At 63.3% G+C, this 23,935-nt stretch carries 17 protein-coding genes; 10 read left to right on the top strand and 7 right to left on the bottom strand.

Features of this window, described 5'->3' with window-relative positions:
• Positions 1–693 precede the first annotated feature (693 nt).
• From E4Q23_RS01315 to E4Q23_RS01325, 3 genes are all read right to left on the bottom strand, one after another.
• Entirely contained in the window at positions 694–1,296 is a 603-nt protein-coding gene (locus tag E4Q23_RS01315) for an AAA family ATPase (RefSeq protein ID WP_169064960.1), read from the bottom strand.
• 343 nt (positions 1,297–1,639) lie between these two features.
• On the bottom strand, positions 1,640–2,623 hold the full coding sequence (locus E4Q23_RS01320) for an MDR family oxidoreductase (RefSeq protein WP_169064961.1): 984 nt from the start codon (positions 2,621–2,623) through the stop codon (positions 1,640–1,642).
• A 142-nt stretch (positions 2,624–2,765) separates the two neighbouring features.
• Entirely contained in the window at positions 2,766–3,422 is a 657-nt protein-coding gene (locus E4Q23_RS01325; protein WP_169064962.1) for a TetR/AcrR family transcriptional regulator, read from the bottom strand.
• 236 nt (positions 3,423–3,658) lie between these two features.
• Here E4Q23_RS01325 and E4Q23_RS24730 point away from each other — a divergent pair, with 236 nt between their 5' ends.
• On the top strand, positions 3,659–5,041 hold the full coding sequence (locus tag E4Q23_RS24730; protein WP_169064963.1) for an HDOD domain-containing protein: 1,383 nt from the start codon (positions 3,659–3,661) through the stop codon (positions 5,039–5,041).
• Positions 5,042–5,090: 49 nt separating this feature from the next.
• On the opposite strand, the gene E4Q23_RS01335 is transcribed toward E4Q23_RS24730, so the two are convergent.
• Positions 5,091–5,456 (bottom strand): translation initiation factor Sui1, encoded by a 366-nt coding sequence (locus E4Q23_RS01335; protein ID WP_169064978.1) that lies wholly within the window; start codon positions 5,454–5,456, stop codon positions 5,091–5,093.
• A gap of 26 nt (positions 5,457–5,482) precedes the next feature.
• A complete protein-coding gene (glnE, locus tag E4Q23_RS01340) occupies positions 5,483–8,254 on the bottom strand; it encodes a bifunctional [glutamate--ammonia ligase]-adenylyl-L-tyrosine phosphorylase/[glutamate--ammonia-ligase] adenylyltransferase (protein ID WP_169064964.1) in 2,772 nt (923 codons plus the stop codon).
• Between the two features lie 14 nt (positions 8,255–8,268).
• Between glnE and E4Q23_RS01345 the strand changes: the two genes are divergently transcribed.
• From E4Q23_RS01345 to E4Q23_RS01385, 9 genes are all read left to right on the top strand, one after another.
• Positions 8,269–8,580, top strand: coding sequence for a hypothetical protein (locus E4Q23_RS01345; RefSeq protein ID WP_169064965.1), 312 nt, complete (start codon positions 8,269–8,271; stop codon positions 8,578–8,580).
• A complete protein-coding gene (locus tag E4Q23_RS01350; protein ID WP_169064966.1) occupies positions 8,580–12,569 on the top strand; it encodes a YhdP family protein in 3,990 nt (1,329 codons plus the stop codon). Before E4Q23_RS01345 ends, E4Q23_RS01350 begins: the two co-directional genes overlap by 1 nt.
• A 37-nt stretch (positions 12,570–12,606) precedes the next feature.
• The gene (locus tag E4Q23_RS01355) at positions 12,607–13,452 is read left to right on the top strand and encodes a carbon-nitrogen hydrolase family protein (protein ID WP_169064967.1); all 846 of its coding nucleotides are present in this window, start codon (positions 12,607–12,609) and stop codon (positions 13,450–13,452) included.
• 175 nt (positions 13,453–13,627) lie between these two features.
• Entirely contained in the window at positions 13,628–15,079 is a 1,452-nt protein-coding gene (gene tldD, locus E4Q23_RS01360; RefSeq protein ID WP_169064979.1) for a metalloprotease TldD, read from the top strand.
• Positions 15,080–15,212: 133 nt separating this feature from the next.
• A complete protein-coding gene (locus tag E4Q23_RS01365; RefSeq protein ID WP_169064968.1) occupies positions 15,213–16,853 on the top strand; it encodes a mechanosensitive ion channel family protein in 1,641 nt (546 codons plus the stop codon).
• 136 nt (positions 16,854–16,989) lie between these two features.
• A complete protein-coding gene (locus tag E4Q23_RS01370; RefSeq protein WP_169064969.1) occupies positions 16,990–19,005 on the top strand; it encodes a spermidine synthase in 2,016 nt (671 codons plus the stop codon).
• Between the two features lie 254 nt (positions 19,006–19,259).
• A complete protein-coding gene (pxpB, locus tag E4Q23_RS01375) occupies positions 19,260–19,994 on the top strand; it encodes a 5-oxoprolinase subunit PxpB (protein WP_336511581.1) in 735 nt (244 codons plus the stop codon).
• Complete coding sequence (locus E4Q23_RS01380) at positions 19,991–21,022, top strand: 5-oxoprolinase/urea amidolyase family protein (protein WP_169064971.1); 1,032 nt, start codon at positions 19,991–19,993, stop codon at positions 21,020–21,022. The genes pxpB and E4Q23_RS01380 overlap by 4 nt, the downstream gene beginning before the upstream one ends.
• Positions 21,023–21,035: 13 nt before the next feature.
• Positions 21,036–21,809 (top strand): LamB/YcsF family protein, encoded by a 774-nt coding sequence (locus E4Q23_RS01385; RefSeq protein ID WP_211203582.1) that lies wholly within the window; start codon positions 21,036–21,038, stop codon positions 21,807–21,809.
• 41 nt (positions 21,810–21,850) lie between these two features.
• Here the strand turns inward: E4Q23_RS01385 and E4Q23_RS01390 are convergent, their stop codons facing one another.
• Both E4Q23_RS01390 and E4Q23_RS01395 read right to left on the bottom strand, forming a co-directional pair.
• Positions 21,851–22,765: a PEP-CTERM sorting domain-containing protein gene (locus E4Q23_RS01390; protein WP_169064973.1), complete on the bottom strand. Its 915-nt coding sequence runs from the start codon at positions 22,763–22,765 to the stop codon at positions 21,851–21,853.
• Positions 22,766–23,211: 446 nt separating this feature from the next.
• Positions 23,212–23,685: a winged helix-turn-helix transcriptional regulator gene (locus E4Q23_RS01395; protein ID WP_169064974.1), complete on the bottom strand. Its 474-nt coding sequence runs from the start codon at positions 23,683–23,685 to the stop codon at positions 23,212–23,214.
• Positions 23,686–23,935 lie beyond the last annotated feature (250 nt).

Raw genomic sequence — 23,935 nt, forward strand, 5'->3', positions numbered from 1 at the left:
GCACGCTGCCCTCGCCAGCCGAGTTACTGGCTTGGGCGTGCCCCCGGGCAGCTGACAGGGTGCACCCGCCGCGAAACGCAACCTTCCTCACATCTGGCTTTGATTCGAGCGATTCGCAGGAATGGACGCTTGCACATCAATCTCGGTGGCGCCAGGCTTGATTGGCTCTGCGCGGCCGCGCCAACCGTCGAACTCCGAAGCAGGCCGATAGTTGCTCTCGCAATCGTGCAAACGCTGGATCAGTGCAATTCTGAAGGCTGATTCGACTGGTAATTCTTTCGTAAAGTGCTGAGGACCTGGCCAGCTTTTGCGCTCGGCAAATCAGTCGTATCGCTTCTTTCGGCTGGCGCGGCTTGCCGTCGACGCCGAACTCGAAACCTCTGGCACGAAGCCAGTCGCGAATAGGGGCAGCGTGCGACCAGTGCAGGCTTTCGCGAAGTACGTTGTCCGCACCCCACAGCCAGACGTCGACTTCAGGAAAAATCACGAGGGACTTGGCGCGCTCGCCCCACACTTCCTGCAAATGGCCATCCAGAGTGGCCTCGAGCGTCAGTGGCGATTCGTGCTCCCGCCCACAGCCATGAAAGTCCAGCAGCATCAGGGCGTGGCGGAAGCGAGGCGCTTCTCGCGCCAACTCAGCACCGGTGCTCCGAACACCGCCGTCACGGCCCATATGCGGACGGAATGTTAACGTTAGCGGCCGAAAGGAAAGTTGTCCTCGTCGGCGGGAATGTGAGCCAGGGCCAGTTTGCTTCGTCCGCGGCGAAAGGATGGCGCGTACGACTTCTTCGCCCCTTCCGTGTAGTAGTTGTCGTTACCGCCCGGTGTCTTCTTCATCACCACCTTGAAACCTGGGCGCCCTTTGCCGACAAAGATGGACGGCGCGTGATCAGGGACCAAGGGGAACAGGTCGCGCTGCTGGGCGGGTGTCTCCGAGTCTGTCGTGCGCAGCCACAAGGTCTCGTGATTCAGCCCGAGCTCCTCCGTAGGCGCGTCAAAGCCAATTTCCAGTTCGTAGCGGACCAAGGTGTAGCGTTGCTTGTCGTCGGCCATCCGCGCACGGACAGCGGCAGGAATCGGCGCCTCAACTGCCAGCTGAAACGCCGCTCGCGAGCCCGCGTCTTCGCCTGGCCCTTGCCAGATCAACTTGTCGAAACTGGCGCTGCGCGAGAGCATGGTTTCACGCACGGTGCCACGCGGGTGCACATGCACGAGATCGCTGAGCAGTCCGATCACATCCAGAAACGTCGTTTTGCCGCTGGCGTTTGGTCCCACCAAGGCCTGAATCGGTCCCAAGGTCCGGTCCACGGCTTTTAGGCTGCGGAAATGTCGGGTCTGAATACGGGAAAACATCGAACGGAGGGTAACCGATGCAATGGCAAGGATCCGAGTATAGGTGATGTTTTCTCGATATCGCTGCAGGAATCCTCAAGAATCGCTGATGGGCGATATCCTGCGTGCCGGAATGCCGGCCATCACGAGAGGTGCCACAGGCTATCTGCCTTCCCGATCCCGGCAAGGCGACGAGCCTACAAACAGGGCCAGGCGCGACTTGGTGACATCTGCGAGCGACCGCCGGAAGTCGCGCTCGGGCGCTATGACTCCTGGTCAATGCGCCCGGCCAAGCCCCGGCTGCGCTTTACCTGCTCACGTCGACCACCACTCGTCCGCGCACCTTGCCTTCGAGCAGCTCGGCGCCGACCGCGACTGCTTCCGAAAGCGGGATCTCGCGCGTAATGGCGTCCAGCTTGGCGATTTCGAGATCACGGCCGAGGCGTTCCCAGGCTTCCTGACGAATGGCGAGCGGTGCCATCACGCTGTCGATGCCATAGAGCGTCACGCCGCGCAGGATGAAGGGCGCCACCGTCGCCGGGAAATCCATGCCGCCGGCGAGGCCGCAGGCCGCCACCGCGCCGCGGTATTTCGTCGTCGCACAGGCGTTCGCCAGGGTGTGGCTGCCGACGGTGTCGATCACCCCGGCCCAGCGTTCCTTGCCGATCGGCTTGCCCGGCGCCGACAGCTCGCTGCGGTCGATGATCGTGCTGGCGCCCAGGGACTTGAGGTGCTCGGCTTCGCCGGGGCGGCCGGTCGAGGCGGCCACCTGATAGCCAAGTTTGGCGAGCAAGGCGATGGCTACGCTGCCGACACCACCGTTGGCGCCGGTGACCAGAACCTCGCCGTCAGCAGGCTTGATGCCGTGCTTCTCGAGAGCGAGGACGCAGAGCATCGCCGTGTACCCGGCGGTGCCGATGGCCATCGCCTGCCGGGCGGAGAAACTCGCCGGTAGCGGCACCAGCCACTCTCCCTTGACACGCGCTTTTTCGGCCAGGCCGCCGCAATGCGTTTCGCCGACACCCCAACCATTGAGGACGACGCGGTCGCCGACTTTCCAGGCCGCATTCGACGTTTCTGTCACCGTGCCGGCAAAGTCGATTCCCGGCACCATCGGAAAGCGGCGCACGACCGGCGACTTGCCGGTCAGTGCCAGGCCGTCCTTGTAATTGAGCGTCGACCATTCGACCTGGACCGTGGTGTCGGCTTCTGGCAGCACGGCATCGTCGATGTCCTGCAGTTGAGCTTGGTAAACGCCGTCGTCTTTGGTGATCAGGATTCCCTTGAACATGGTGATTCTCCTTGGTGGTGAAAAAATAGACCAGTAAAGTATGAACGTGCAAAACAGTCATGAAAGGTCATGACCGCTCTCTCGTTCCCGACCCTTCTCGCGCCGTGGGAGAAGGAAGTTTCGTGAGTCGCGGACGTGACTCTCACGGAAAGGGAGCTCGGGTGCGCGGCAATGCCGACAGAAAGAGCTTGAAGAAGGCGCGCATCGGCGCCGTCGAGCGGGACAGCCTGGCGCGCAGTATCGCCCCCTCCCAGCCAACCCAGAAAGCGTGCGCCAGTGCCGGGCAGTCGGCGTCGGTCGCCAGTTCGTCGCTGCTTGCCGCGGCTGACAGACAGTCGGCCAGCGCTCGCTCCCAGTCGGAAAAAATCGCTTCCAGGCGCAGGCGCAAGCGCTCGTCGAGCACGCTGACTTCCTGTCCCAGATTGCCGACCAGGCAGCCGCGCGTGAAGGCATGTCTTTCGACGCCGCGGCAGGCGTCGTCGACAAAGGCTGCCAGCCTTGCCAGCGGCGTCAGTAGCGGATTGTGAAAATGCAGCTTGAGCTTACGCGCAAAGTACTCGGCATAGGTATCGAGGGTCACCGTGACAAAAGCATCCTTGCTTTCGAAGTAGTGATAGAAGGAGCCCTTCGGGACATTGATCGATTTCAGGACATCATCGAGTGCTGTCGCACTGACGCCCTGGGTGGTCAGGATCTCGAGGCCGCGACGAATCAGCAAGGCCCGGGTGTCCGCGTAATCGAGGCCATTGCGCGCCGGGCGACCGCGTGGACGGCGAGGGAGGGTACGAGTCGTTTCCATTGCTGGATATATTAGACCGAGTGTTTATAAATGTCAAAAAAAACTCGTGGTGAGCCGCTACTGGCGGCGTGTCGATTGGCGTCACCATGGTATTTTCGGCTCGCGGCTCGGGAGCAGAGCCCGAAAAGCTCAACGTGCTAGAATCGCCGAGCGCCCGCAGTTCCATGTCTTTGGCTTACGCGGGTCAAGCGCGTGGAATAAGAAAACCGGCAATCGATGCCGAGAAGGGAGTGCCCGTGTTCAAGACTATCCTGCGCTGGCTGGGTCTGGTCCCGCCAGCGGCCGCGCCTCTACCGCAAGAAGCCGCCGCGCAGCTCGACGCGCTGGCGCCTCTCCAGTCTGCGCCACGGGCGGGCGCCGCGACCAACACGGCGCGCGCCGCGTCCTTTGTTTGCCGCGAGGAGCTTCTCGATCGCGGCGAACAGATTGCTGGCTACGAGTTTGCCCTCGGGCGCAATCTGCAATCGCCGATGCTGGAGAAGAGCGCGAAGCTGCGTCAGGTCCATGACGAAGCGCTGCTGCACAATCTTTCGCCGCTGGCTGTTTCATCACTGCTCGGCGATCGTTTTGCCTTCATCCGCCTGTCTTCGGCGTCGCTGAGCAGCGTTCTGCTGCCCGCTTTCGCGAATCGCAATGTGATCATCATGATCACCCCGGCGACGGCGGTGGCGGGCGACCTTGCCGACGTGCGCGTGGCGCTGCGGCGCTTGCAGGACCTCGGCGTCAAGCATGGCTGGTCGCTCGATCGGCCTCTCCCCGGGATGGCCGAGTTTCTCGAACAGGCGGCTCTCGTCGAGATCGACACCACCGCTTTCGACGGCATCCAGTTGAAGAAAATGTGCGTCGACCTGCACGCCAGCAAAGGGAAACCCAGAGTCATTGCCAGCAAGATCCAGAGCGCGGACGACTTCAGCCTATGCTATCAAAGTGGCTTCGATTACTTTATGGGGCCTTTTGTTTGCAGTCGTGAGAACTGGCATCCGCCGAAGAGCGAAGTCAACCGGCTGCTGGTCTTTGAAGTCCTGAACATGATTCGCGGCCGAGCCGATTTTGGCGTCATCGCCGACCGCCTGCGCAACGACCCGGTTTTGACCTACAAGCTCTTGCGCTACATCAATTCGCCCGGTATCGGAATGCTCAGGCGTATCGAAAAAATACCGCAAGCGCTGCTGATTCTGGGCCGGGACCAGTTCTCGCGATGGCTTTCCCTGCTGCTCTTCGATCTCAATCAGCCCGGATATATGGGGCGGGTCCTGAACGAGAATGCGCTGACCCGCGCGCGCTTAATGGAAAGGCTGGCCGGACAGGGCGGCTTGCCGCAGGAGGCCGACAAGCTGTTCATGATCGGGCTGTTTTCGCTGCTCGACGTGATGATGAAACAGCCACTCGTGGAGATTCTGAAGAAGGTTTCCTTGCCGGACGACGTCGTCTCTGCACTCCAGGGCGAGCCGGGCCCGATGTGCGATGCCCTGGCCCTGGCCATTGCCGTCGAATCGAAGGCGCCCGAAGAGATCGCCGCCGCTGCCCTCTTGTGTGGACTTGAAGCACAGCAAGTCACGGCCGTGATGCTGGAAGCGCTGGACTGGGCGCAGAGCGTCGTCCACGCGGGCAAGAACTGATCGCCTGCAGCGCTCGGCGCGGCGCCTGCCGCCTTCCCGCCAGCGCGAATCAGCCGCCGGCGCGCTTGGCGGTGAAGCCCTCCTTTTCGAGGCACTCGAGCAGGCGCTGGCAGTGATCCCCCTGCACTTCTATGACGTCGTCTTTGACCGTGCCGCCCGATCCGCAGGCGGCCTTCAGGCGTTTCGCCAGCGCGGCAAGGTCGCCGGCGGCGAGCGGCAGCCCGCGCACCAGCGTCACCGTCTTGCCGCCCCGCCCCTTGCTTTCGCGGCTGACGCGCACGCTGCTGTCAGTCCGGGGAAGTGACGCGGCACGATTGGCAGCACAGCAGCATTGCGGCAGCGGTCTTCGGCAGCCTGGGCACATGCGTCCCGTGTCGGTGGAATAGACCAGCCCCCCGGCCGATGGCTTACGCATGGCCAGGCCCGCCATGCCGTTCTTCCTCATGCGGCATCGAACACCTCCTCCCACAGCGCCTTGACTGCCGCAATCTGGCGACTGAGCGAGGCGCGCTCGACGCGCGCCCGGCGATCGGCGTTCAGCCGCAATACGTGCTGCAAGCGGCGAAACTCGCGATAGGCGTCGCGCGCCGGGTCGGCCAGCTCGGCCGGGATCAGGCCGAGTTCGGCAGCCATCCCGAGCAGGGCGATGTTGCCGAGGTTGCCGCACAGTTCGGCGTGCGCATGCGCGTGTCCGAGGATCAGGTACTGGACGATGAACTCGACGTCGATCAGGCCACCGCGATCGTGCTTGATATCAAAGTTTTCTTCGCTGCGTGAGCCGTGTTCGTCGAACATCCGCTGGCGCATCGACAGCACTTCTTCCTTGAGCTTGGCGGGCTCGCGGGCTTGCCGCAGGATCTCGATGCGCAGCGCTTCGAACTGTTCGCCGACCACCGGGTCGCCGGCGCAAAAGCGGGCCCGGGTCAGCGCCTGATGCTCCCAGGCCCAGGCATTCTTCAGCTGATAATCGCGAAAAGCGCTGATCGGCGACACCAGCATGCCGGAATCACCGTTCGGGCGCAGGCGCAGATCGACTTCGAAAAGCATGCCCGCCGAGGTCCGGCTCGACATCCAGGTGCTCAGCCGTTGCCCCAGGCGTGCGTACACTTCCCCCGCACCCTCGGCAGGGTCGTCGTGCAGATAGATGAGGTCCAGATCCGAGGCAAAACCGAGTTCCTTGCCACCGAGCTTGCCGTAGGCGATGACCGCAAAACGGGGTGGCTGCTCGGGATGCGGATGGCGATTGCGCAACAGCCGCCAGCACAGGTCCAGGGTCGTCTGGACCATGATGTCGGCAAGCTGGCTGAGGCGGTCGGCGAGATGTTCGACGCTGTGCAGGCCGGCAAAGTCCTGCGCCAGAAAATGCAGGACCTGCGCGTGGTGCACTTCGCGCAGGATGTCCATCTCGCGCTCGGTATCGTCGCGGTGCTGCGCCAGCCGCGATTGCAGTTCGTCGCGAAACTCCTGCCAATCGGTCTTCACGTCGAAGATTCGCGAGTCCAGCAACTCGTCAAGCAGGATCGGGTGCCGGTTCAGATAGTCAGCTGCCCAAGATGAGCTGCCGATCAGTTCGGCAAGGTGACTGAGTGCTTGCGGATACTGCAGCAGCAGCGCCAGATAGGCGCCACGTTTGCTAATGGTTTCGAGAAAATCGAGGCCGCGCAGCCAGGTGGCGTCAGGATTTTTGGTGGCGGCAGCGGCGTCGATGAGGCGCGGCCCCAGGGCGTCGAGGCGCTCGCGGTTACTCGCCGGCAGTTGCACATAGCGACTGCCTTGGCGGAAGCTGTGCAGGCGTTCGAGGATCGCCTTCGGCTGGCGGAAGCCGAGGCTGGACAGCCGTTCCAGCGCATCATCCTTGGCGACGACTTCTTCCCAGACGCCGAGCAGCGGGTGGGTGCCTTCTTCCGGCTCGGAAAAGACTTCTTCGAAGCAGCGCGAAACGATCGCCCGATGCCCTTCGAGAACGGCCAGAAACGCGCTCCAGTCGGCAAAAGCCATCGCTGCGGCGATCTGCTGGCGTTCCTCGTCAGCACTTGGCAGACGGTGCGTCTGGGCGTCGTTCACGTATTGCAAGCGGTGCTCGAGGCGGCGCAGGAAGTCGTAGGCAGTGGCCAGTTCGTGCTCGTTTTCTGGCGGTAGAAGCCGCCGCTCGGCGAGCTGCGCCAGTACCTGCAGTGTCGGTCGCACTTGCAGGAGCGGGTCGCGGCCGCCACGGATCAACTGGAAAACCTGGGCGATGAACTCGATCTCGCGGATGCCACCCGGGCCCAGCTTGATGTGCTCGGCCATGTCCTTGCGCGCCACCTCGCGGCGAATCTGCGCGTGCAGATCGCGCATGGCATTGATCGCGCCAAAGTCGAGATACTTGCGAAAAACGAAAGGGCGACTGATGTTCTGTAGCGCGCTTACCCATTCCGGCTGCAGATTCTCGCCCTGGTTCAAGACCCTGGCCTTGATCCAGGCGTAGCGTTCCCACTCCCTGCCTTGTGTGATCAGGTAGTGTTCGAGTGAGTCCAGCGAGCAGACTAGCGGTCCGGAGTCGCCGTTGGGCCGCAAGCGCATGTCCACCCGAAATACCAGGCCATCCGCAGTGAGTTCGCCGAGTGTGGCGATCAGGCGCTTGCCGAGGCGCTGGAAGAAGTCGTAGTTGTCGATCCGGCGGCCGTCGCCGCCGGTTTGCCCATCCTCCGGGTAGATGAAGATGTAATCGACGTCGGAAGAAACATTGAGCTCGCGGCCGCCGAGCTTGCCCATGCCGACTACCAGTAGTCGTTGCGGCTGCCCGTGGCTGTCGAGCGGCTCGCCGAACTGCTCGCGCAGTTGCCGGTGATGGAAATCCAGGGCGCGATTGGTGCTCACTTCGGCGAGCACGGTCATGCTTTCAACGACTTCGGCGAGGGTCGCCAGACCGCCAATATCGCGCACCACCAGCGCTGCCATTACCCGCTGGCGCAGGCTACGCAGGGCGCGCCGCAGATCGTCATCGCTGGCGACGGCACTCTCAGGTCTCGCAGCAGGTGTCGCGTCGCTGTCGAGGAAATCGTTCATCTGTTCGACGCTGAGCGCCTGCATGGCGTGCGCGTCCAGCCAGGCCGTGATTTCGGGTCGGGCGGCGAGCAGATTGCGCAGGTAATGGCTGTGCCCTTGTGCTGCCTGTAGCGCTGTTGCCAGTGGCGTCGGACGCGTGTTGGAGCGTTCTACAGTAGGTTCCATGATCTTCTCGGTAGATGGATGTCATACGGGTCGCCATGCTGGGCGCTGGTGAGCAAGGGCAAAGCCGTTACAATGCCGGCTTCAAGCTGAAAACAGCAGTCACCGACCGCGAATCTGGCTGCCCATTTCTCGTCCTGGACATCGCAATCGCATGCATAGCAGCGCCGCCGCCCCGCGCCTTGCCGGTCAAATGCCCGGACGACCATTCGCGCGTGCTTCCTCGCCATTTGTCTCGTGGTTTCCCCGTGCCCTTGCCTAGCTCTCCCGACATTCTAGTGACGCCGAGCGGTTATTGGCAAAACTCTCTGCGCGACGATTACGGCTGATGCGCCAGGAGGAGTTGCGCCCGGCGCTCTACCATCGCTTCCATTTTCTCGTGCCGCTGCTCGCGCATCCGGCGACGGGCCGCGTATGGCGGCTTGTGGTGCGCGCCTTCTGGCTGCTCTACTTCGGTTTCGTGCTGCTGATTCTGGCGCTGCGCTACCTGGTATTGCCGAACATCGAGACCTACCGACCAGCCATCGAGCAGCAGCTCAGCCGGACGGTCGGGCTGTCGGTCAGCATCGGGCGGATCGCCGCCAGCTGGGATGGCATCCATCCCGATCTGCTGCTCTCGGATGTGCGCATCGCCGACAGCAACGGTCAGCCGGCACTGGCCTTGCCACGTGTGCACAGCGTCCTCTCGTGGTCTTCGCTACCGCGCATGGCGCTGCGTTTGCGCCTGCTGGAGATCGACGAGCCGACTCTGCATCTGCGTCGCGATAGCGACGGCCGCTTCACCGTTGCCGGTATCGCCATGGCCGCCGAGGGAGGTGACAACGCCGCCGGCGACTGGATTCTGGCGCAGAAACGAATTCGCGTCAGCGGCGCGACCGTGGTCTGGGAGGACGCCATGCGCCAGGCGCCGCCGCTGATTCTCGAAGCGGTCAATTTCGGCCTCGACAACGACGGTCGCCAGCACCGCTTCGGCTTCACTGCCGCGCCGCCGCCTGCTCTGGCCGCCGCGATCGACCTGCGCGGGGACTTTCACGGCCGGTATCTCGGCCAGCTGGAGTCCTGGAACGGGCAGGTATTCGTCCAGATCGACTACGCCGACCTCGCCGTCTGGCGCACCTGGATCGACTATCCGATCGCGCTTCCGCATGGCCGCGGGGCAATACGCGCCTGGGTAGGTGTTGCGCAAGGTGAATTACAGGAGCTGACCGCAGATCTGTCGCTCGATGACCTTAGTTTGCGTTTGGCGAAAGACTTGCCAGAGCTCGACCTGCAACATCTGTCAGGTCGTATCGGTGTGCGTTTCTCGGCCGCCGGGATCCGCGTCAATGGGCAGCGCGTCGAACTGCTGAGCCAAGCACGCGAAGGCCAGGGTGCTCCCGAAGCGGCGTTCGTTCACGTCGAGCCGACCGATTTCCGCCTTGACTGGCAGTACGCGGCAGACGGCGCTGCGCAGCGCGGCCAGCTTACCGCCAGCGCACTCGAACTCGCTGCTCTCGCCAGTCTGGCCGGCTACCTGCCGCTGGATGCCGGATCGCGGCAGCTGCTCGGCGACTTCGCCCCGCGTGGCCGGATCAGCCAACTGCGTGCTGCCTGGGTCGGCGACGCCGAAGCGCTGCAAAGCTACTCGCTGAAAGCCGGTTTTGACGAACTGGCGGTGCAGGCCAAGGACTCCCTGCCTGGGGTGTCGGGGTTGTCCGGAGTTCTTGATGCCAGCGACAAGGGCGGCAGCGTCACTCTGCGTGCGCAGAAAGCGAGCGTCAATCTGCCCAGCGTCCTGCCGGACTCGCCCATTCGGCTTGGCAAGCTGGATGCACAGGCCCGCTGGAAGATCCACCAGAGCGTCCTCGATGTCGAGTTGCTGCGCGCTGAATTTTCCGGGCCGGATGCGACTGGTTCGGCAGAGGGCACTTATCGCCATGCGGGTGACGGACCGGGGAGTATCGACCTCAGTGCCGCGCTTAGTCGTGCCGACGCGCGCGCCGTCTGGCGCTACCTGCCGGCGGCGCTGAATAGTGGTGCGCGACACTGGGTTCGCGACGCACTGAAGGCGGGAAGCGCCAGCGAGGCCAAGCTGGTCCTCAAGGGCGATCTAGCCAACTTTCCCTTTCTCGATCGCCAACAGGGTCAGTTCCTGGTCACCCTCAAGGCACAGGACGTAAGGCTCGACTACGGCACTGGCTGGCCAGAAATCTCCGATATCGACGCCGATTTGCGTTTCGAGGGAAACGGCATGCTGATCGAACTGCAGCGCGGCTCGATCCTCGGCGCCAGGCTGTCGCAGACGCGCGCCGAAATTCCCGACTTCGACGCGCCGGTGTCGACCTTGAAAGTGCAAGGGCACGCCGAAGGCGATACGGCGCAGTTCCTCAAGTTCGTCGTCGACAGCCCGGTCGCCGAGCGCATCGACCATTTCAGCGACGCCATGCGCGCCAGCGGCAAAGGGATTCTCGATATCGGGCTGCTGATTCCTCTTGAAGAGGCACGACTCGGCGAGTCGAAGATCGACGGGGACTACGTCTTTCTGGCTAACGAAGTGAGCGTCGATCCGGCCCTGCCGCCCTTGCGCGAGGTCAATGGTCGCCTGCAGTTCACCGCTGATGAGCTGCACGTTCCGGAGATCAAGGCGAAACTGGCGGGAGGTCCGGTGAAGATCACGGGCGGAGCGGAGAACGGCAAGGTGCTGATCAAGGTCGATGGCAGCCTCGGCGTCGCTGGCTTGCGCGAGATGGCCGGCTGGCCGCTGTTGGCACAGCTTTCCGGGCGCGCCGCTTACAGTGCCCAGATCCAGGTCAGGCAGCGCAACGTCGAAGTGGTGCTGGAGTCGGATTTGCTGGACCTTGCATCGACACTGCCGGCTCCTTTCAGCAAGAAGCTCGGCGAGCCGATGCGCCTGCATCTCGACAGTCTCGCCCTGCCGCCGACACTGCTCGGCAAAGCTCGGCCGATCAAGCGTGAGCAGCTACGCGTGGCGCTCGGCCGGGTGTTGAACATGCAGTTGATCAGCCGCCAGGAGGACGGAAAACGTTCCATTGAAAGTGCTGCGATTGCCGTCGGTGAGGCGATTAAAGTGCTACCGGAAAGGGGTATCCACGTCGGCATCACCACCCCGGTGCTCGATATCGACACCTGGCGCAAGGTTTTCGCGGGTCCCGCGCAGGAGGCGGCTCGCAGTGAGGTGCTGGCCAGTATTGACGAGGCGTCCGAGCCCGAGCCCGCGTCCGTCGGCAGTCTGCCGGTCCGGGTCGATCTCAAGGCGGGGGAACTTGTCGTTTCGGGATGGCGCAACAGCCAAGTGATCTTGGCGGTCACCGGCGAGCATCCGCGCTGGGCGGCAAGCCTGTCGTCGCGCGAGGCGACGGGGGCATTGCAATGGGACGGCGCCGGTGCCGGCAAGCTCAGCGCGCGCTTGACGAAATGGCAACTGCCCGGCAGGGACGAGCGTACGCGCGAGCCCGTCCAGGCCGACGATGCCTTGCAGACACTACCAGCGCTCGATATCGTGGTCGACGAATTCCAAGTCGGTGTCCGCAGCTTCGGGCGGCTCGAAGCGCAGGCACATAATGATGGCCGCACTTGGCGGCTCGATAAAGTCGAGCTGCTCAATGCGGTGGCCAAGTTTTCCGGCAGCGGCCAGTGGCAGGTAGCGAACGGCAACCGCACCCAGCTCGATTTCGCCCTGGACAGCAGCGACGTCGGCCAGTTGCTTGATCGCCTTGGCTATCCTGGTAGCGTACGTGCTGGCAGCACGCGCATGACCGGGACGCTGGGCTGGAATGGGCCCCCGGAGGGGCTCGACTATGCGACGCTCAACGGCGACATGCAGCTTGGGGCGTACAAAGGCGAGTTCCTCAAGCTCGACCCGGGCGCTGCCGGCAAGCTGCTTGGCTTGATCAGCCTGCAAGGTTTGCCGCGTCGATTCACGCTTGATTTCGGCGATGTCTTCAGCGAAGGTTTCGCTTTTGATAGCATCAGTGGCAAGGTGGTGGTGAAAGATGGCGTGATGCGGACCGAGCAATTGCTGATTGATGGTCCGGCGGCGCGCGTGCTGATGCGCGGCGAAACCGATCTGATAAACGAAACGCAGCACCTGACGGTCAGTGTTCAGCCCGAGTTGAGCAGCACCGCCGCCCTGGGAGTGGCGGTGATCAATCCGCTGGCCGGCATGGCGACGCTGTTGGCCAACAAGGTATTGCAAAACCCCTTGAACAAGATGTTCAGTTTCGAGTATCTGGTGACCGGCAAGTGGGACGATCCGATCGTCGCGAGAATCACCGGGTCGTCGGAACCAGCGACGCGGGCGCCAGCGACCACGCCGTGAGCAACTTTCGTCTTTCGCGATCTCTTTGGAGCAAGCCATGAACCCCGTCAGCAAGCAAGCGGTAGATGACCGGCAGCAGGCCTCAAGCCTGTGTGTGGCGGCAGTGCAGATGGTCTCTACGCCGCGCGTCGAAGAGAACCTGCAGACGGCGGCGGGGCTGATTGCCGAGGCCGTGGCGCGGGGCGCCGAGCTGGTTTCCCTGCCCGAGTACTTCGCCATCATGGGCATGAGCGACAGCGACAAGGTCAGGCTGCGCGAGCACGATGGCAGCGGACCGATCCAGGATTTTCTCGCCGCCAGTGCCCGCCAGCACGGCATCTGGCTGATCGGCGGCTCCCTGCCATTGTCGGCCGACAGCCCGGACAAGGTGCTCAATTCGAGCGTCGCGTACAATCCGCAAGGCCAGCGCGTCGCGCGCTATGACAAGATTCACCTCTTTGGCTTCCGGCAGGGTGCCGAGGCCTACGATGAAAGCGCGACTATCCAGGCCGGCCAGCAGCCAGTCAGCTTCGACATGCCTTTTGGCCGCGTTGGCTTGTCGATCTGTTATGACCTGAGATTCCCGGAGCTTTATCGCGCGCTTGGGGTCACAGAGCTACTGGTCGTTCCCGCGGCATTTACTGAAACCACCGGGCGGGCGCACTGGGAGATCTTGCTGCGCGCCAGGGCGATCGAGAATCAGTGCTACGTACTGGCTGTCGCGCAGGGTGGTCGCCACGAAAATGGGCGCGAGACGCACGGCAACAGCATGCTGATCGACCCCTGGGGGGAGATCCTCGATCGCCAGGCGAAGGGGCCGGGAGTTGTCGTCGGCAAGCTTGAACAGGGCCGTCTGGCTTCGGTGCGCGCCAACTTGCCGGCGCTCAAACACCGCGTAATGTAAACCTGTAATGCGTTGCGTGATGCACGCAAACCGCTGGATTAACGGTCATGACATGTCGAGATACTCCGGATCATGAACGTCATGACCGCCCCCTCTTCCCCCGGCCCTTCTCCCGCAGTGGGGAGAAGGGAGGTTCGTGAGTCGCATACGCGACTTTCACATCAACGGAAACCCGATGAACGCCAAACAACCCACGCTTCTCGTGCAGGCTCAGAAAACCCTGCTCACCCCCTACGGTCTCGACGTCGCCGACCTGAACAAGGTCTTTGGCCAGATCATGTCGCACCAGGTCGACTACGCCGACCTTTACTTCCAGTACAGCCGCTCCGAGGGCTGGAGTCTCGAGGAGGGAATTGTCAAATCCGGCAGTTTCAGTATCGACGAAGGGGTTGGCGTGCGCGCCATTGCTGGCGAGAAGACCGCTTTTGCCTATTCGGACGACATCAGCTCGCCAGCCCTCAGTGACGCGGCCGCAGCCGTGCGGGCGATTGCCGCCGCTGGCGAGCAGCAAAGCGTACCGGCTCTGAAGAAGGGTCGCGTGCGGCGCGCCCTCTACGTGCCGAACGATCCACTGGCGTCGCTCGACGCGGTCAGCAAGGTCAAGCTGCTCGAACGGCTGGAAGCTCTCGCCCGTGCCGAGGACAGCCGTGTGACGCAGGTGATGGCGCATCTCGCCGGCGAATACGAAGTGATTCTCGTCGCCAGCAGCGATGGTCGCCTGGCCGCCGACATTCGGCCGCTGGTGCGGGTGTCGCTGACGGTCATTGTTGAACAGGGCGCTCAGCGCGAACAGGGCTCGGCCGGTGGCGGTGGGCGCACCGACTACAGCTGTTTCACCGACGAGGTACTGCACGGCTATGCGCGTGAAGCGGTGCATCAGGCGGTGACCAATCTTGTCGCCCAGCCGGCGCCGGCGGGCACGATGTCGGTTGTCCTTGGTCCTGGCTGGCCCGGCATCCTGTTGCACGAAGCCGTCGGCCATGGCCTCGAAGGCGACTTCAACCGCAAGGGCAGCTCGACTTTTGCCGGTCGCATCGGCAGTCAGGTGGCCTCGAAGGGGGTCACCGTCATCGATGACGGCACCCTTCCCGACCGTCGCGGGTCCTTGACCATCGACGACGAAGGTAATCCGACGCAGCGCACGGTGCTCATCGAAGACGGCATTCTCAAGGGCTATATGCAGGACAGCCTCAACGCCCGTCTCAGCGGCGTCGCGCCGACCGGCAACGGCCGTCGCGAATCCTTCGCCCATCTGCCCCTGCCGCGCATGACCAATACCACCATGCTCAACGGCGACAAGAGCCCGGAAGAGATCATCAAGTCGGTCAAGAAAGGGATTTACGCGGTCAATTTTGGTGGCGGTCAGGTCGATATCACCAATGGCAAGTTCGTCTTCTCGATGTCGGAGGCTTATCTGATCGAAAACGGCAAGATCGGCCGCCCGGTCAAGGGCGCGACCCTGATCGGCAGTGGTCCGGACGCCATGAATCAGGTATCGATGATCGGTAACGACATGTGTCTCGACCCGGGTGTCGGCACCTGTGGCAAGGAAGGTCAAAGCGTGCCGGTCGGTGTCGGCCAGCCGACCCTGCGCATCGACGGATTGACGGTCGGCGGCACCGCTTAGGCGGCGCAAGGGCGGACTCCGCCAGGCCAGCCTGCTTCCCTCGGTTGGCCTGAAAAAGGTATTTCCGTAGTCATAACAGCCTCTTCCGGTCGTATAATCGCAGCCTTCCCCCGCTGCTGACTGGAGTTCCCGCATGACCTCTGCCCGTGCCTTCGCGAAGCTCGTCGCGGCGCTGTCATTGTTCTTGCTTAGCTGTTGGCCGTTCCTTGCGGGAGCGGCAGTGGTTGCTCCGCCCGCGGAGCAGGTGCCAGGGGGGGAGGCGATCCTGCTCCATAATTTCCGACCGATCGTCACCTTTCGGGCGACTTTCCTCGGCGCCCCGCCGGTCGCTCGCGCACGCAAATCCGAACAGCGCATCGACCAGCTGACGCCGGGCCAGATGGTGCAAGAGATTGATTTGACGCCTTTCAGCTTTGATGGTGGGCGTGGCATCACCCTGACCAATAACGACAATATTCTTTTCGCCCTGGTCGACGGAGACCTGGACCCGCAGGAGAAACTCACGCTGGAGCAGGCCGCCGAGCGCGCGCGCGAGGCGCTCAGCGCCGCACTGCTGGCGGACGCCACGCAGCGTCGCCCCGAAGTCCTGCTGAAGGGAGTTGGCTTGTCTGCGGTGGCAACGGTGATCGCCTTTGCGTTGCTCTGGTTGATCGCTCGTGCGACGCGGCTACTGGTCGGCCGTCTGCAACGAATCATCGAAGAGGAAGATGGCGGCAGCAAGTTGCGCTGGGCACGGCACGGCTGGTCGCTCGTGCAGCGCATATCGCAGCTGTTGATGGGCTTTCTATGGTTGAGCGTCGCCTATCTCTGGTTGACCTACGTGCTGGCACGCTTTCCGCTTACCGAGCCGCTCGGTGAGCGCCTCGGCGACTTCCTTCTCGACCTGCTGGAGACCATTGGCAGCAGTTTCATCGGTGCCATGCCAGCGCTGACCACGGTGGTGGTCATCCTGTTCATGACCAAGGCCGCCAACGATGCCATCGGCAACTTCTTCCAGGCTGCCAAGGACGGCCGGGTGCATGCTCCCGGTCTGCACTCGGATACGGTCAGCGCCACCCACCGACTGGTGACGGTCCTCGTCTGGGGGCTCGGCATCGCCATCGCCTACCCCTTCATTCCGATGTCCAACAGCGACGCCTTCAAGGGCTTGTCGGTGATGCTCGGCTTCATGTTCACCCTCGGTTCTGCCGGCATCGTCAACCAGTTGATGAGCGGCCTGGTCCTGGTCTATGCACGCGCGCTGTCGGTTGGCGACTTCGTCGAGATCGGTGACAACGCCGGTGTGGTCAGCCAGGTCGGCGTGCTGTCGACCAAGATCATCAACATGCGCAACGAAGAGATCACCATTCCCAATGCCGTGCTGGTCGGTAACCCAATCCGCAACTTTTCCCGGCTGGCCGGTGAGCGCGGCACGCTGGTGTCGACCAAGGTGACCATCGGCTACGACACCCCGTGGCGGCAGGTGCATGCGATGCTCATCGCCGCCGCCAAGCAGACCCCTGGATTGAGGTCTGTTCCGACTCCCTTTGTTTATCAGAAGGGTCTCGCCGATTGGTACGTCGAATACGAACTTTTCGCGCACATGGACAAGCCGCTCGAGCGGATTCCCGTCCTCTCTGCCTTGCACGCCAATATCCAGGATCAGTTCAATACCTACGGCGTGCAGATCATGTCGCCACATTTCAACGCGCAGCCAGCCAACAATCTGGTCGTTCCGCCAGACGCCTGGCACGCCGCACCTGCGGCGCCGGATGCCGTCAGCGGGAAGCCCTGATCGCTGGCCGGGTGGCCGCGCAGCCGGAAACGCCGCCGTTTCCGATCGGCACGCCTGGCGCCGCCGCAGGGCGCGTGAGGTGCGCCGGCTGCGCCGCCGGTGCCGATCCTCTATCGTATTCCCATAGGATGTCCTGATGCTCAGCTTCGCGACCACCGTTTTTCTGTCTGCTTTTCTGCTTTTCCAGATCCAGCCAATCATTGCCAAGATGATTCTGCCGTGGTTCGGTGGCTCGTCGTCGGTGTGGAGCACCTGCCTGGTTTTCTTCCAGGCCGAACTGCTACTCGGTTATCTTTACGTCCATCTGCTGCACGAGTTGCTTTCGCCGCGGCGCCAGAATGTCGTCCACTGTGTTCTCCTGCTGCTCAGCCTGGCGACGCTGCCGGTCATCGCCGACCCGGCCTGGAAAGACGTCGCTTTTGCCAACCCGACGTGGAACGTGCTGGTCGTGCTCGCCGCAGCAGTCGGCATGCCCTATCTGCTGCTGTCGACCACCGGTCCGCTGATGCAGGCCTGGTATGCGCGCAGTTTTGCCAGTGCCATGCCCTATCGCCTCTACGCACTCTCGAATCTGGCGTCGATGATCGCGCTGTTGAGCTATCCCGTGCTCGTCGAACCGTATTTTCGGGTGCACGACCAGGCCATGGCCTGGTCGGCCGCGTACGCCCTCTTCGTCGTCGCCTGCCTGGGCAGCGCCTGGCTGTCGTGGAAAGGCGTGTCGAGCGAGCGCGAGGTGCTGAAGGTGAGCAGCGAGCCAGTACCACGACCGCCACTGAGCGAGTGTCTGCTGTGGATCGGTCTGGCGATGACCGCGTCGCTGCTGTTGCTGGCGATGACCCGCCACCTGACGCAGGACGTTGCGCCGGTACCCTTCCTGTGGGTCGTGCCGCTGAGCATCTATCTGCTGAGCTTCATTCTCTGCTTCGACGCTCCGCGCTACTACTACCGCCCGGGCTTTCTGGTCGCGCTGCCGATTGCCTTCCTGGTCCTCGACCGCGTTCTCGATGGCGGCGGCATGGAGGTGCCGGTGTTGGTGAGCTTGATGTGCTTGTCGCTGTTCGTCTTCTGCATGGTCTGTCACGGCGAGCTGGTCAGGCGCCGGCCGCCGGTTCGCCACCTGACTTTGTTCTACCTGATGCTGTCGATCGGCGGCGCGCTCGGCGGCACTTTCGTCGGCCTGCTGGCGCCGGTGATCTTCAACGCCTATTTCGAACTGCCGATCGGCCTTTTCCTCTGTGCCTTGCTGGTGACCATCGTTCTCTGGCGCGACCTGCGACTGATCCGGCGGCTTCTGCTGGTCGTGGCGCTACTGGCCTACGCTTACCGACTTGGTGGTATCTCGATCGATTACGTCGAAAACTACCGGGTAGTGGTGCGCAACTTCTACGGCCAGTTGCGCGTCGACGACGCTGACGAGGAGGGCCTCGGCATCAAACGCCGGATTCTGCACGGTCGCATCAATCACGGCGAGCAGTTTCTCGCCGCCGAGCACCGCCGTCAGCCGACTGCCTATTACTGCGAGGACTCCGGCGTGGGCCAGGCGCTGCGCGGCGTCGCCGGTGAGCGGCCGCTGAAGGTCGGCATTCTCGGACTCGGCGCTGGGACCCTGGCCACCTACGGCCGCAGCGGCGATGAACTGCGCATGTACGAAATCAACGAGCAGGTCCTCGATCTCGCCCGCAACGAGTTTAGCTACCTCGGTGACAGCCTGGCGACGATCGTTCCGGTGCTCGGCGACGGCCGCCTGATGCTCGAACGCGAGCCCGCCCAGAATTTCGACCTGCTGGCCATCGATGCTTTCTCCGGAGATTCGATCCCCACGCACCTGCTGACTCTGGAAGCGATGCAGGCGTATTTGCGTCACCTGAAAAGTGATGGCGTGCTGGCGGTGCATATCACCAACCGCTACCTCGACCTGCGCCCGGTTATCGCTGCCGCCGCGGAGCAACTCGGCATCAGCGCGCTGATCTTCGACCTCGACCCTGCCGCAGGCGACCGCTTCTGTCGCCATTCGGTTTGGGTGCTGCTGATGCCCGCCGAGCGCGCGGCGCAGCTAGCGAAAACCTTCCGCGGCGCCGAGAAGCTCGCTCCACGGCCTGGCTTCCCGGTGTGGACCGACAGTTTCTCGAACCTGCTCGGTATCCTGCAGTAGCGATTGGCGCTGGCTGCCACGCAAACCTTGGCCCGCCAGCGCCCAGCTCCCCACCACCCTCGCGGGGGGGTGGGTCGGGGGAGAGGGAGGCACTTCGCTACCATCGCCCTCGACGGGGTGCAGGTCATTCGCCTCGCAGGGCGCATGGTTTAGATGACGTGCGTCATGGTGACCTATTACTGTCAGGGCATCGTGCTATGGCTGCCGAATCGACTATAACGAATGTAACTTCTCGCCTTTGCGAGTGGACGCGCGTGGCCGACGCCGGCGATCAGGCATTCACGCTGGTCCTTGGCGACCGAATCGCACCTGGAGTGGTCGACACGGTGACCGCGCTCGACCGGCAGATCACCGCCTGGCATCAGGCCGGGGCGCTGCCCGGACTGATCGAGATGGTGCCCACCTTCTGCTCGCTGACGGTGATTTACGATCCGCTGCAGACGTCTCGCCAGAAATTGCTGGCGGAGCTCGAGAAGTTGCCACCAGCGGACATGTTGCCTGCCAGCTCAGCGTTCCGGCTGTGGCGCCTGCCGGTCTGCTACGAAGGCGATTGCGGCCCCGATCTCGAAGCCACCGCGGCGACCCTGGGAATCAGCGTCGAGACGCTGATCGATCAGCATCGGCAGAGCGAATATCGCGTCTACATGCTCGGCTTTCTGCCCGGTTTCCCGTTCATGGGCGACCTGCCGCCGGCGTTGCAATTGCCGCGGCGCAGCGAGCCGCGCCTGCGGGTGGCGCCCGGCAGCGTCGCCATCGCCGGTGCCCTGACTGCCATTTATCCATCGGAAAGCCCCGGCGGCTGGCATCTTCTGGGCCAGTGCGCGGTGCCGCTGTTCGACCCGGCGCGGCCGCAGCCCTCCCTTCTACAGCCCGGCGACCGGGTCTGCTTCACGGCCGTGAATACGGCCGAGCACAGGCGCCTGCAGCAGGTGGCCGAGGCGCGAGAGCTCGATCTGGCGGCATTCGCAGAGGTGGAGGTGGCGTTGTGAGCGAGCGATTATCCGCGATCGAAATCCGCAGTGCCGGCGCCTACGCGTCGATTCAGGACGGCGGTCGGCGTGGCCTGCGCCGCGTCGGTGTGCCCTGGTCCGGAGTGCTCGATCCGGCGTTGATGAAAATCGCCAACGCCCTGGTCGGCAACCAGGCCACGGCGCCGGTCATCGAGCATTTTGACGGCGGTCTGCTGCTGAAAGCGCTGCACGGGTGCGTGCGGGTGGCGGTTGCCGGCCAGGCCGACATCGACATCACCGGCGAACAGGGCGTACAGCGCGTCGTCTGCTGGCGCAGTGTTTGCCTCAACAGCGGCGAAACCCTGCGCATCCGGGCGCTGCGCGCCGGGCGACTGGTGGTCATCGCCGTTGCTGGCCTGCAGGTGCCCGAAACCCTGGGCAGTGCCTCGACCTACGCGCGTGCTGGCATCGGCAAGCCGCTGGCGGTAGGTGACCGGCTCTCGGCGCAGCTCACCGAGGCCTCTGATTTTCTCCTGCCGGAGCCGCCCAGCGACGACGATTCCATCATTCGCGTGGTCGCTGGGCCGCAGGCCGGGCATTTTCTTGACGACGCCCTGGCAACATTGTGCGGCGCGCCGTTTACGGTCACCGATCAGGCCGACCGCATGGGCGTCCGCTTGCAGGGCCCGCGGCTCGAGCACCGTTCGGAGGCGCACAAGGACATCATCTCGGATGCCACCGTACCGGGTTCGATGCAGGTGCCGGGCTCGGGTCAACCGATCGTGCTGCTGGCCGACGCACAGACTGCCGGCGGTTACCCGAAGATCGCCACCGTCATTTCGGCCGACCTCGGCCGCCTGGCGAACCGGCGCGCGGGCGAGACGCTGCGCTTTCAGATGGTCGATGTCGATGCCGCCGAGCGCGCCGCGCGCAGCCATGCCGAGAATCTTGCCCAACTCATCGCCAGCATTCGCCGCCTGCCAGGTGACGGCAGCGTCGATCTCGAGGCGCTTTACAACAGCGGCCTGATCAGCGGGCCGATCAGTGGTTTCGAAAGCGAGGAGTGAGAACGTGAACGACCTGAAAACCATCAATCTCAACGCCGATCTCGGCGAAAGCTTCGGCCACTGGTCCATGGGCGACGATTCGGCGATGCTCGATATCGTCGGCAGCGCCAACATCGCCTGCGGTTTTCACGCTGGCGACCCGATGGTCATGCGCGCGACGCTGCTCGCCGCAAAAGCCCGCGGCGTCAGCGTCGGCGCCCATCCCGGCTACGCTGACCTGCAAGGCTTTGGTCGCCGACCGCAGGCGCTCAGCGCAGCCGAAGTGGAAGCGCTGCTGATCTATCAGGTGGGCGCGCTGCAGGGCATGGCCGTCAGCGAGGGCATGGCGGTGACGCACGTCAAACCGCACGGCGCCCTGAATAACCAGGCCTGCGCCGACAGGCCGCTGGCCGAGGCTATCGTCCGCGCCGTCAAGGCCCTGGATCCGACGCTGATCCTGCTGGCGCCGGCCTGCTCGCAACTGGCGCAGGCCGGACGCGCCGCCGGCCTGCCGGTGGTCGACGAAATCTTCGCCGACCGCCGCTATCAGGACGACGGCCAACTCGTCCCGCGCAGCCAGCCCGGCGCCGTCATCCACGACCCCGGCCAGGCCCTGATCCACGTCCGCGCCATGCTCGATGCCGGCGCTCTGGTCAGCGCCAGCGGCCACCACATTCCGGTCCAGGCCGGCAGCATCTGCATCCACGGCGACTCGCCGGATGCGGTGGCGCTGGCAAGGCATCTGCGCGATGGATTGGTGACTTCGGGTTACACATTGGCACCATTGACGGCGATGCTTACGATTTGATCGGCGAAAACCGGCGCGGACCCCTATCTCCGCCCTGGGGCTCACTTGCGGCTAGCGCGTCGCCGGCAGCAAGGGATACCCAGGAGCCCCAGACTGATCAGCAACAGCGTGCCGGGTTCGGGAATCGCGGCGGGTGCGGGGGGGTCGATGCGTTGCTCCAGGGAGACCATGGTGAAGCCGCCACCCGAGCTTGCTCCTAAGCCGATCACGTTGACCACGCGGATGGCATTGTGGTCGGCAAAACCGGACCAGCTGTCAAACTGACTGAAGCGCTGAATCCCGTCTGGTGACTGCACGCCGATGTCCAGAGTGACGTTCAGAACGTCGTTGCTGTTCAAATCCGTGATCAATTGAAGGGCGAAGCCAGTCGCTACGTCGGGCAAGCTGAACGGGAAAAACGACCAGACGTCGGGTCCGACGGCGTCGATAGTGGAAGACTGGGTGATCTCCGCACTGTTGATCTGCTGCGTAGTGGTGGTCTCGACGTCGTAGGCGAAGGCGGAAAGCTGGCCCGAAGCAATATTGCCGGCAGTCACGGTCCATTGCGTAGCACTGTTCAACCAGAAGCCGGGATCGACCCCAGGGGTCGCGACGTTGTCCGCCAGGACCAGCAAACCGATGTCTGCCGCAATGGCCGCATTGGCGTTACCCCAGGCACGGGAAAACTTGCTTCCCGCTGCAAACTCGAGGTATTGCACATTGAACAGCGCTAGCGGGTCTGTCTTGGCCAGATACAGCAGATCCTGGCCCAACGGAAAGCTGTTGGCCAGGCCCGGCGTGAAGTTGAAGAATTTGAGACCATCCTGGGTGAACGTTGAGCCATCGAACATGTCCTGCAAGTTGGGTGGGGTGGTGGCGGACGCTGTTCCTGAAAACCCGAGCAGCAGCCAAAGAGTGGCGGCGCCAAGTAATGGCCGCCGGCCACGAAGATCACCGAATCCGAGCTTCTCGATCATTGCCGTTCTCCCTGAAAGGGCCAAGAAAACACAAGCGCCAACCACCAGCTTCTATCGTCTTCCAGGAGCTGCGTTGTGCCGGGCGTTGCACGCAAGTTTCGCGCCATTGATTTTATTAACATTTAGAATCAACAATCTATTTTTTTTACGGTGCATCGCTACCGATCATTTTCCCAAGGCAGTGTAAAAAAAAGTCGACATCTGACGCCGACGGCTCTCAGCAAAGTTTGGCCAGCGGGTGGATGTTCATGAGTAAGTCGCGTAGGCGACTCACAAAACTCCCGTCTCCCCTTGCGGGAGAAGGGTCAGGGGTGAGGCGGGGAATTCAGGGAGCATGCTCCCTGCCCGGCGAACGATTCCGGCGCGCAAGCCGGAATGCGCACTGCAAGTGAGAGGGAAACGGTCATGACTTTCATGATTTGGGGTGTTTCCACGTGTCATGACCGTCAATTTGCCAGGGGTAGCGGCAACGCCGTTCTATGGACCACCCGGCGCAGAACAAAGCTCGAATGTACGCCGGTCACGCCCGGGATGCGGGTGAGGCGGTTGAGGAGCAGTTCCTGGTAGGCGTCCATGTCCTTGACCACCACCTTGAGCTGGTAGTCGGCGTCCTGGCCGGTGATCAGCAGGCATTCGAGCAGCTCGGGGATTTCGGCGATGGCGGCGTCGAAGCTGGTGAAGCGCTCGGGGGTGTGCTGGTCCATCGAAATGTAAATCAGCGCCATCAGTGCCAGGCCTAGCTTCTTGGCGTCGAGCAGCGCGCGATAACCGGTGATCAGTCCTGATTCCTCGAGCGCGCGCATGCGCCGCAGGCAGGGCGAGGGTGAGAGGCCGATGCGCTCGGCGAGGTCCTGATTGCTGATGCGGCCGTCTTCTTGCAGGACGCGCAGAATCTGCCAGTCGTAGCGATCGAGTTGCACGAAATTGCTCCCTTAATGTGAAAGTCGCGCAAGCGACTCACGAAACTCCCTTCTCCCTTGCGGGAGAAGGGGCAGGGGAAGGAGGGAAACGGTCATGACTTTCATGATTTGGGGTGTCTCCACGTGTCATGACCGTTAANGTGAAAGTCGCGCAAGCGACTCACGAAACTCCCTTCTCCCCNTGCGGAGAAGGCCGGGGTGAGAACGGTGAATTCGGGGGGAGCATGCTCCCTGCCCGGCGAACGATTCC

The sequence above is a fragment of the Candidatus Accumulibacter phosphatis genome, assembly GCF_012939955.1.
Classification (GTDB): Bacteria; Pseudomonadota; Gammaproteobacteria; order Burkholderiales; family Rhodocyclaceae; genus Accumulibacter; species Accumulibacter delftensis.

Excerpts from the sequence above, each read along its gene's own strand:
- E4Q23_RS01390 (WP_169064973.1), bottom strand. The coding sequence starts at position 22,765 with ATGATCGAGAAGCTCGGATTCGGTGATCTTCGTGGCCGGCGGCCATTA.
- E4Q23_RS01370 (WP_169064969.1), top strand. The coding sequence starts at position 16,990 with ATGCTCAGCTTCGCGACCACCGTTTTTCTGTCTGCTTTTCTGCTTTTC.
- glnE (WP_169064964.1), bottom strand. The coding sequence starts at position 8,254 with ATGGAACCTACTGTAGAACGCTCCAACACGCGTCCGACGCCACTGGCA.
- E4Q23_RS01325 (WP_169064962.1), bottom strand. The coding sequence starts at position 3,422 with ATGGAAACGACTCGTACCCTCCCTCGCCGTCCACGCGGTCGCCCGGCG.
- E4Q23_RS01365 (WP_169064968.1), top strand. The coding sequence starts at position 15,213 with ATGACCTCTGCCCGTGCCTTCGCGAAGCTCGTCGCGGCGCTGTCATTG.
- tldD (WP_169064979.1), top strand. The coding sequence starts at position 13,628 with ATGAACGCCAAACAACCCACGCTTCTCGTGCAGGCTCAGAAAACCCTG.
- E4Q23_RS01335 (WP_169064978.1), bottom strand. The coding sequence starts at position 5,456 with ATGCGTAAGCCATCGGCCGGGGGGCTGGTCTATTCCACCGACACGGGA.
- E4Q23_RS01350 (WP_169064966.1), top strand. The coding sequence starts at position 8,580 with ATGCGCCAGGAGGAGTTGCGCCCGGCGCTCTACCATCGCTTCCATTTT.
- E4Q23_RS01345 (WP_169064965.1), top strand. The coding sequence starts at position 8,269 with ATGGATGTCATACGGGTCGCCATGCTGGGCGCTGGTGAGCAAGGGCAA.
- E4Q23_RS01355 (WP_169064967.1), top strand. The coding sequence starts at position 12,607 with ATGAACCCCGTCAGCAAGCAAGCGGTAGATGACCGGCAGCAGGCCTCA.
- E4Q23_RS01320 (WP_169064961.1), bottom strand. The coding sequence starts at position 2,623 with ATGTTCAAGGGAATCCTGATCACCAAAGACGACGGCGTTTACCAAGCT.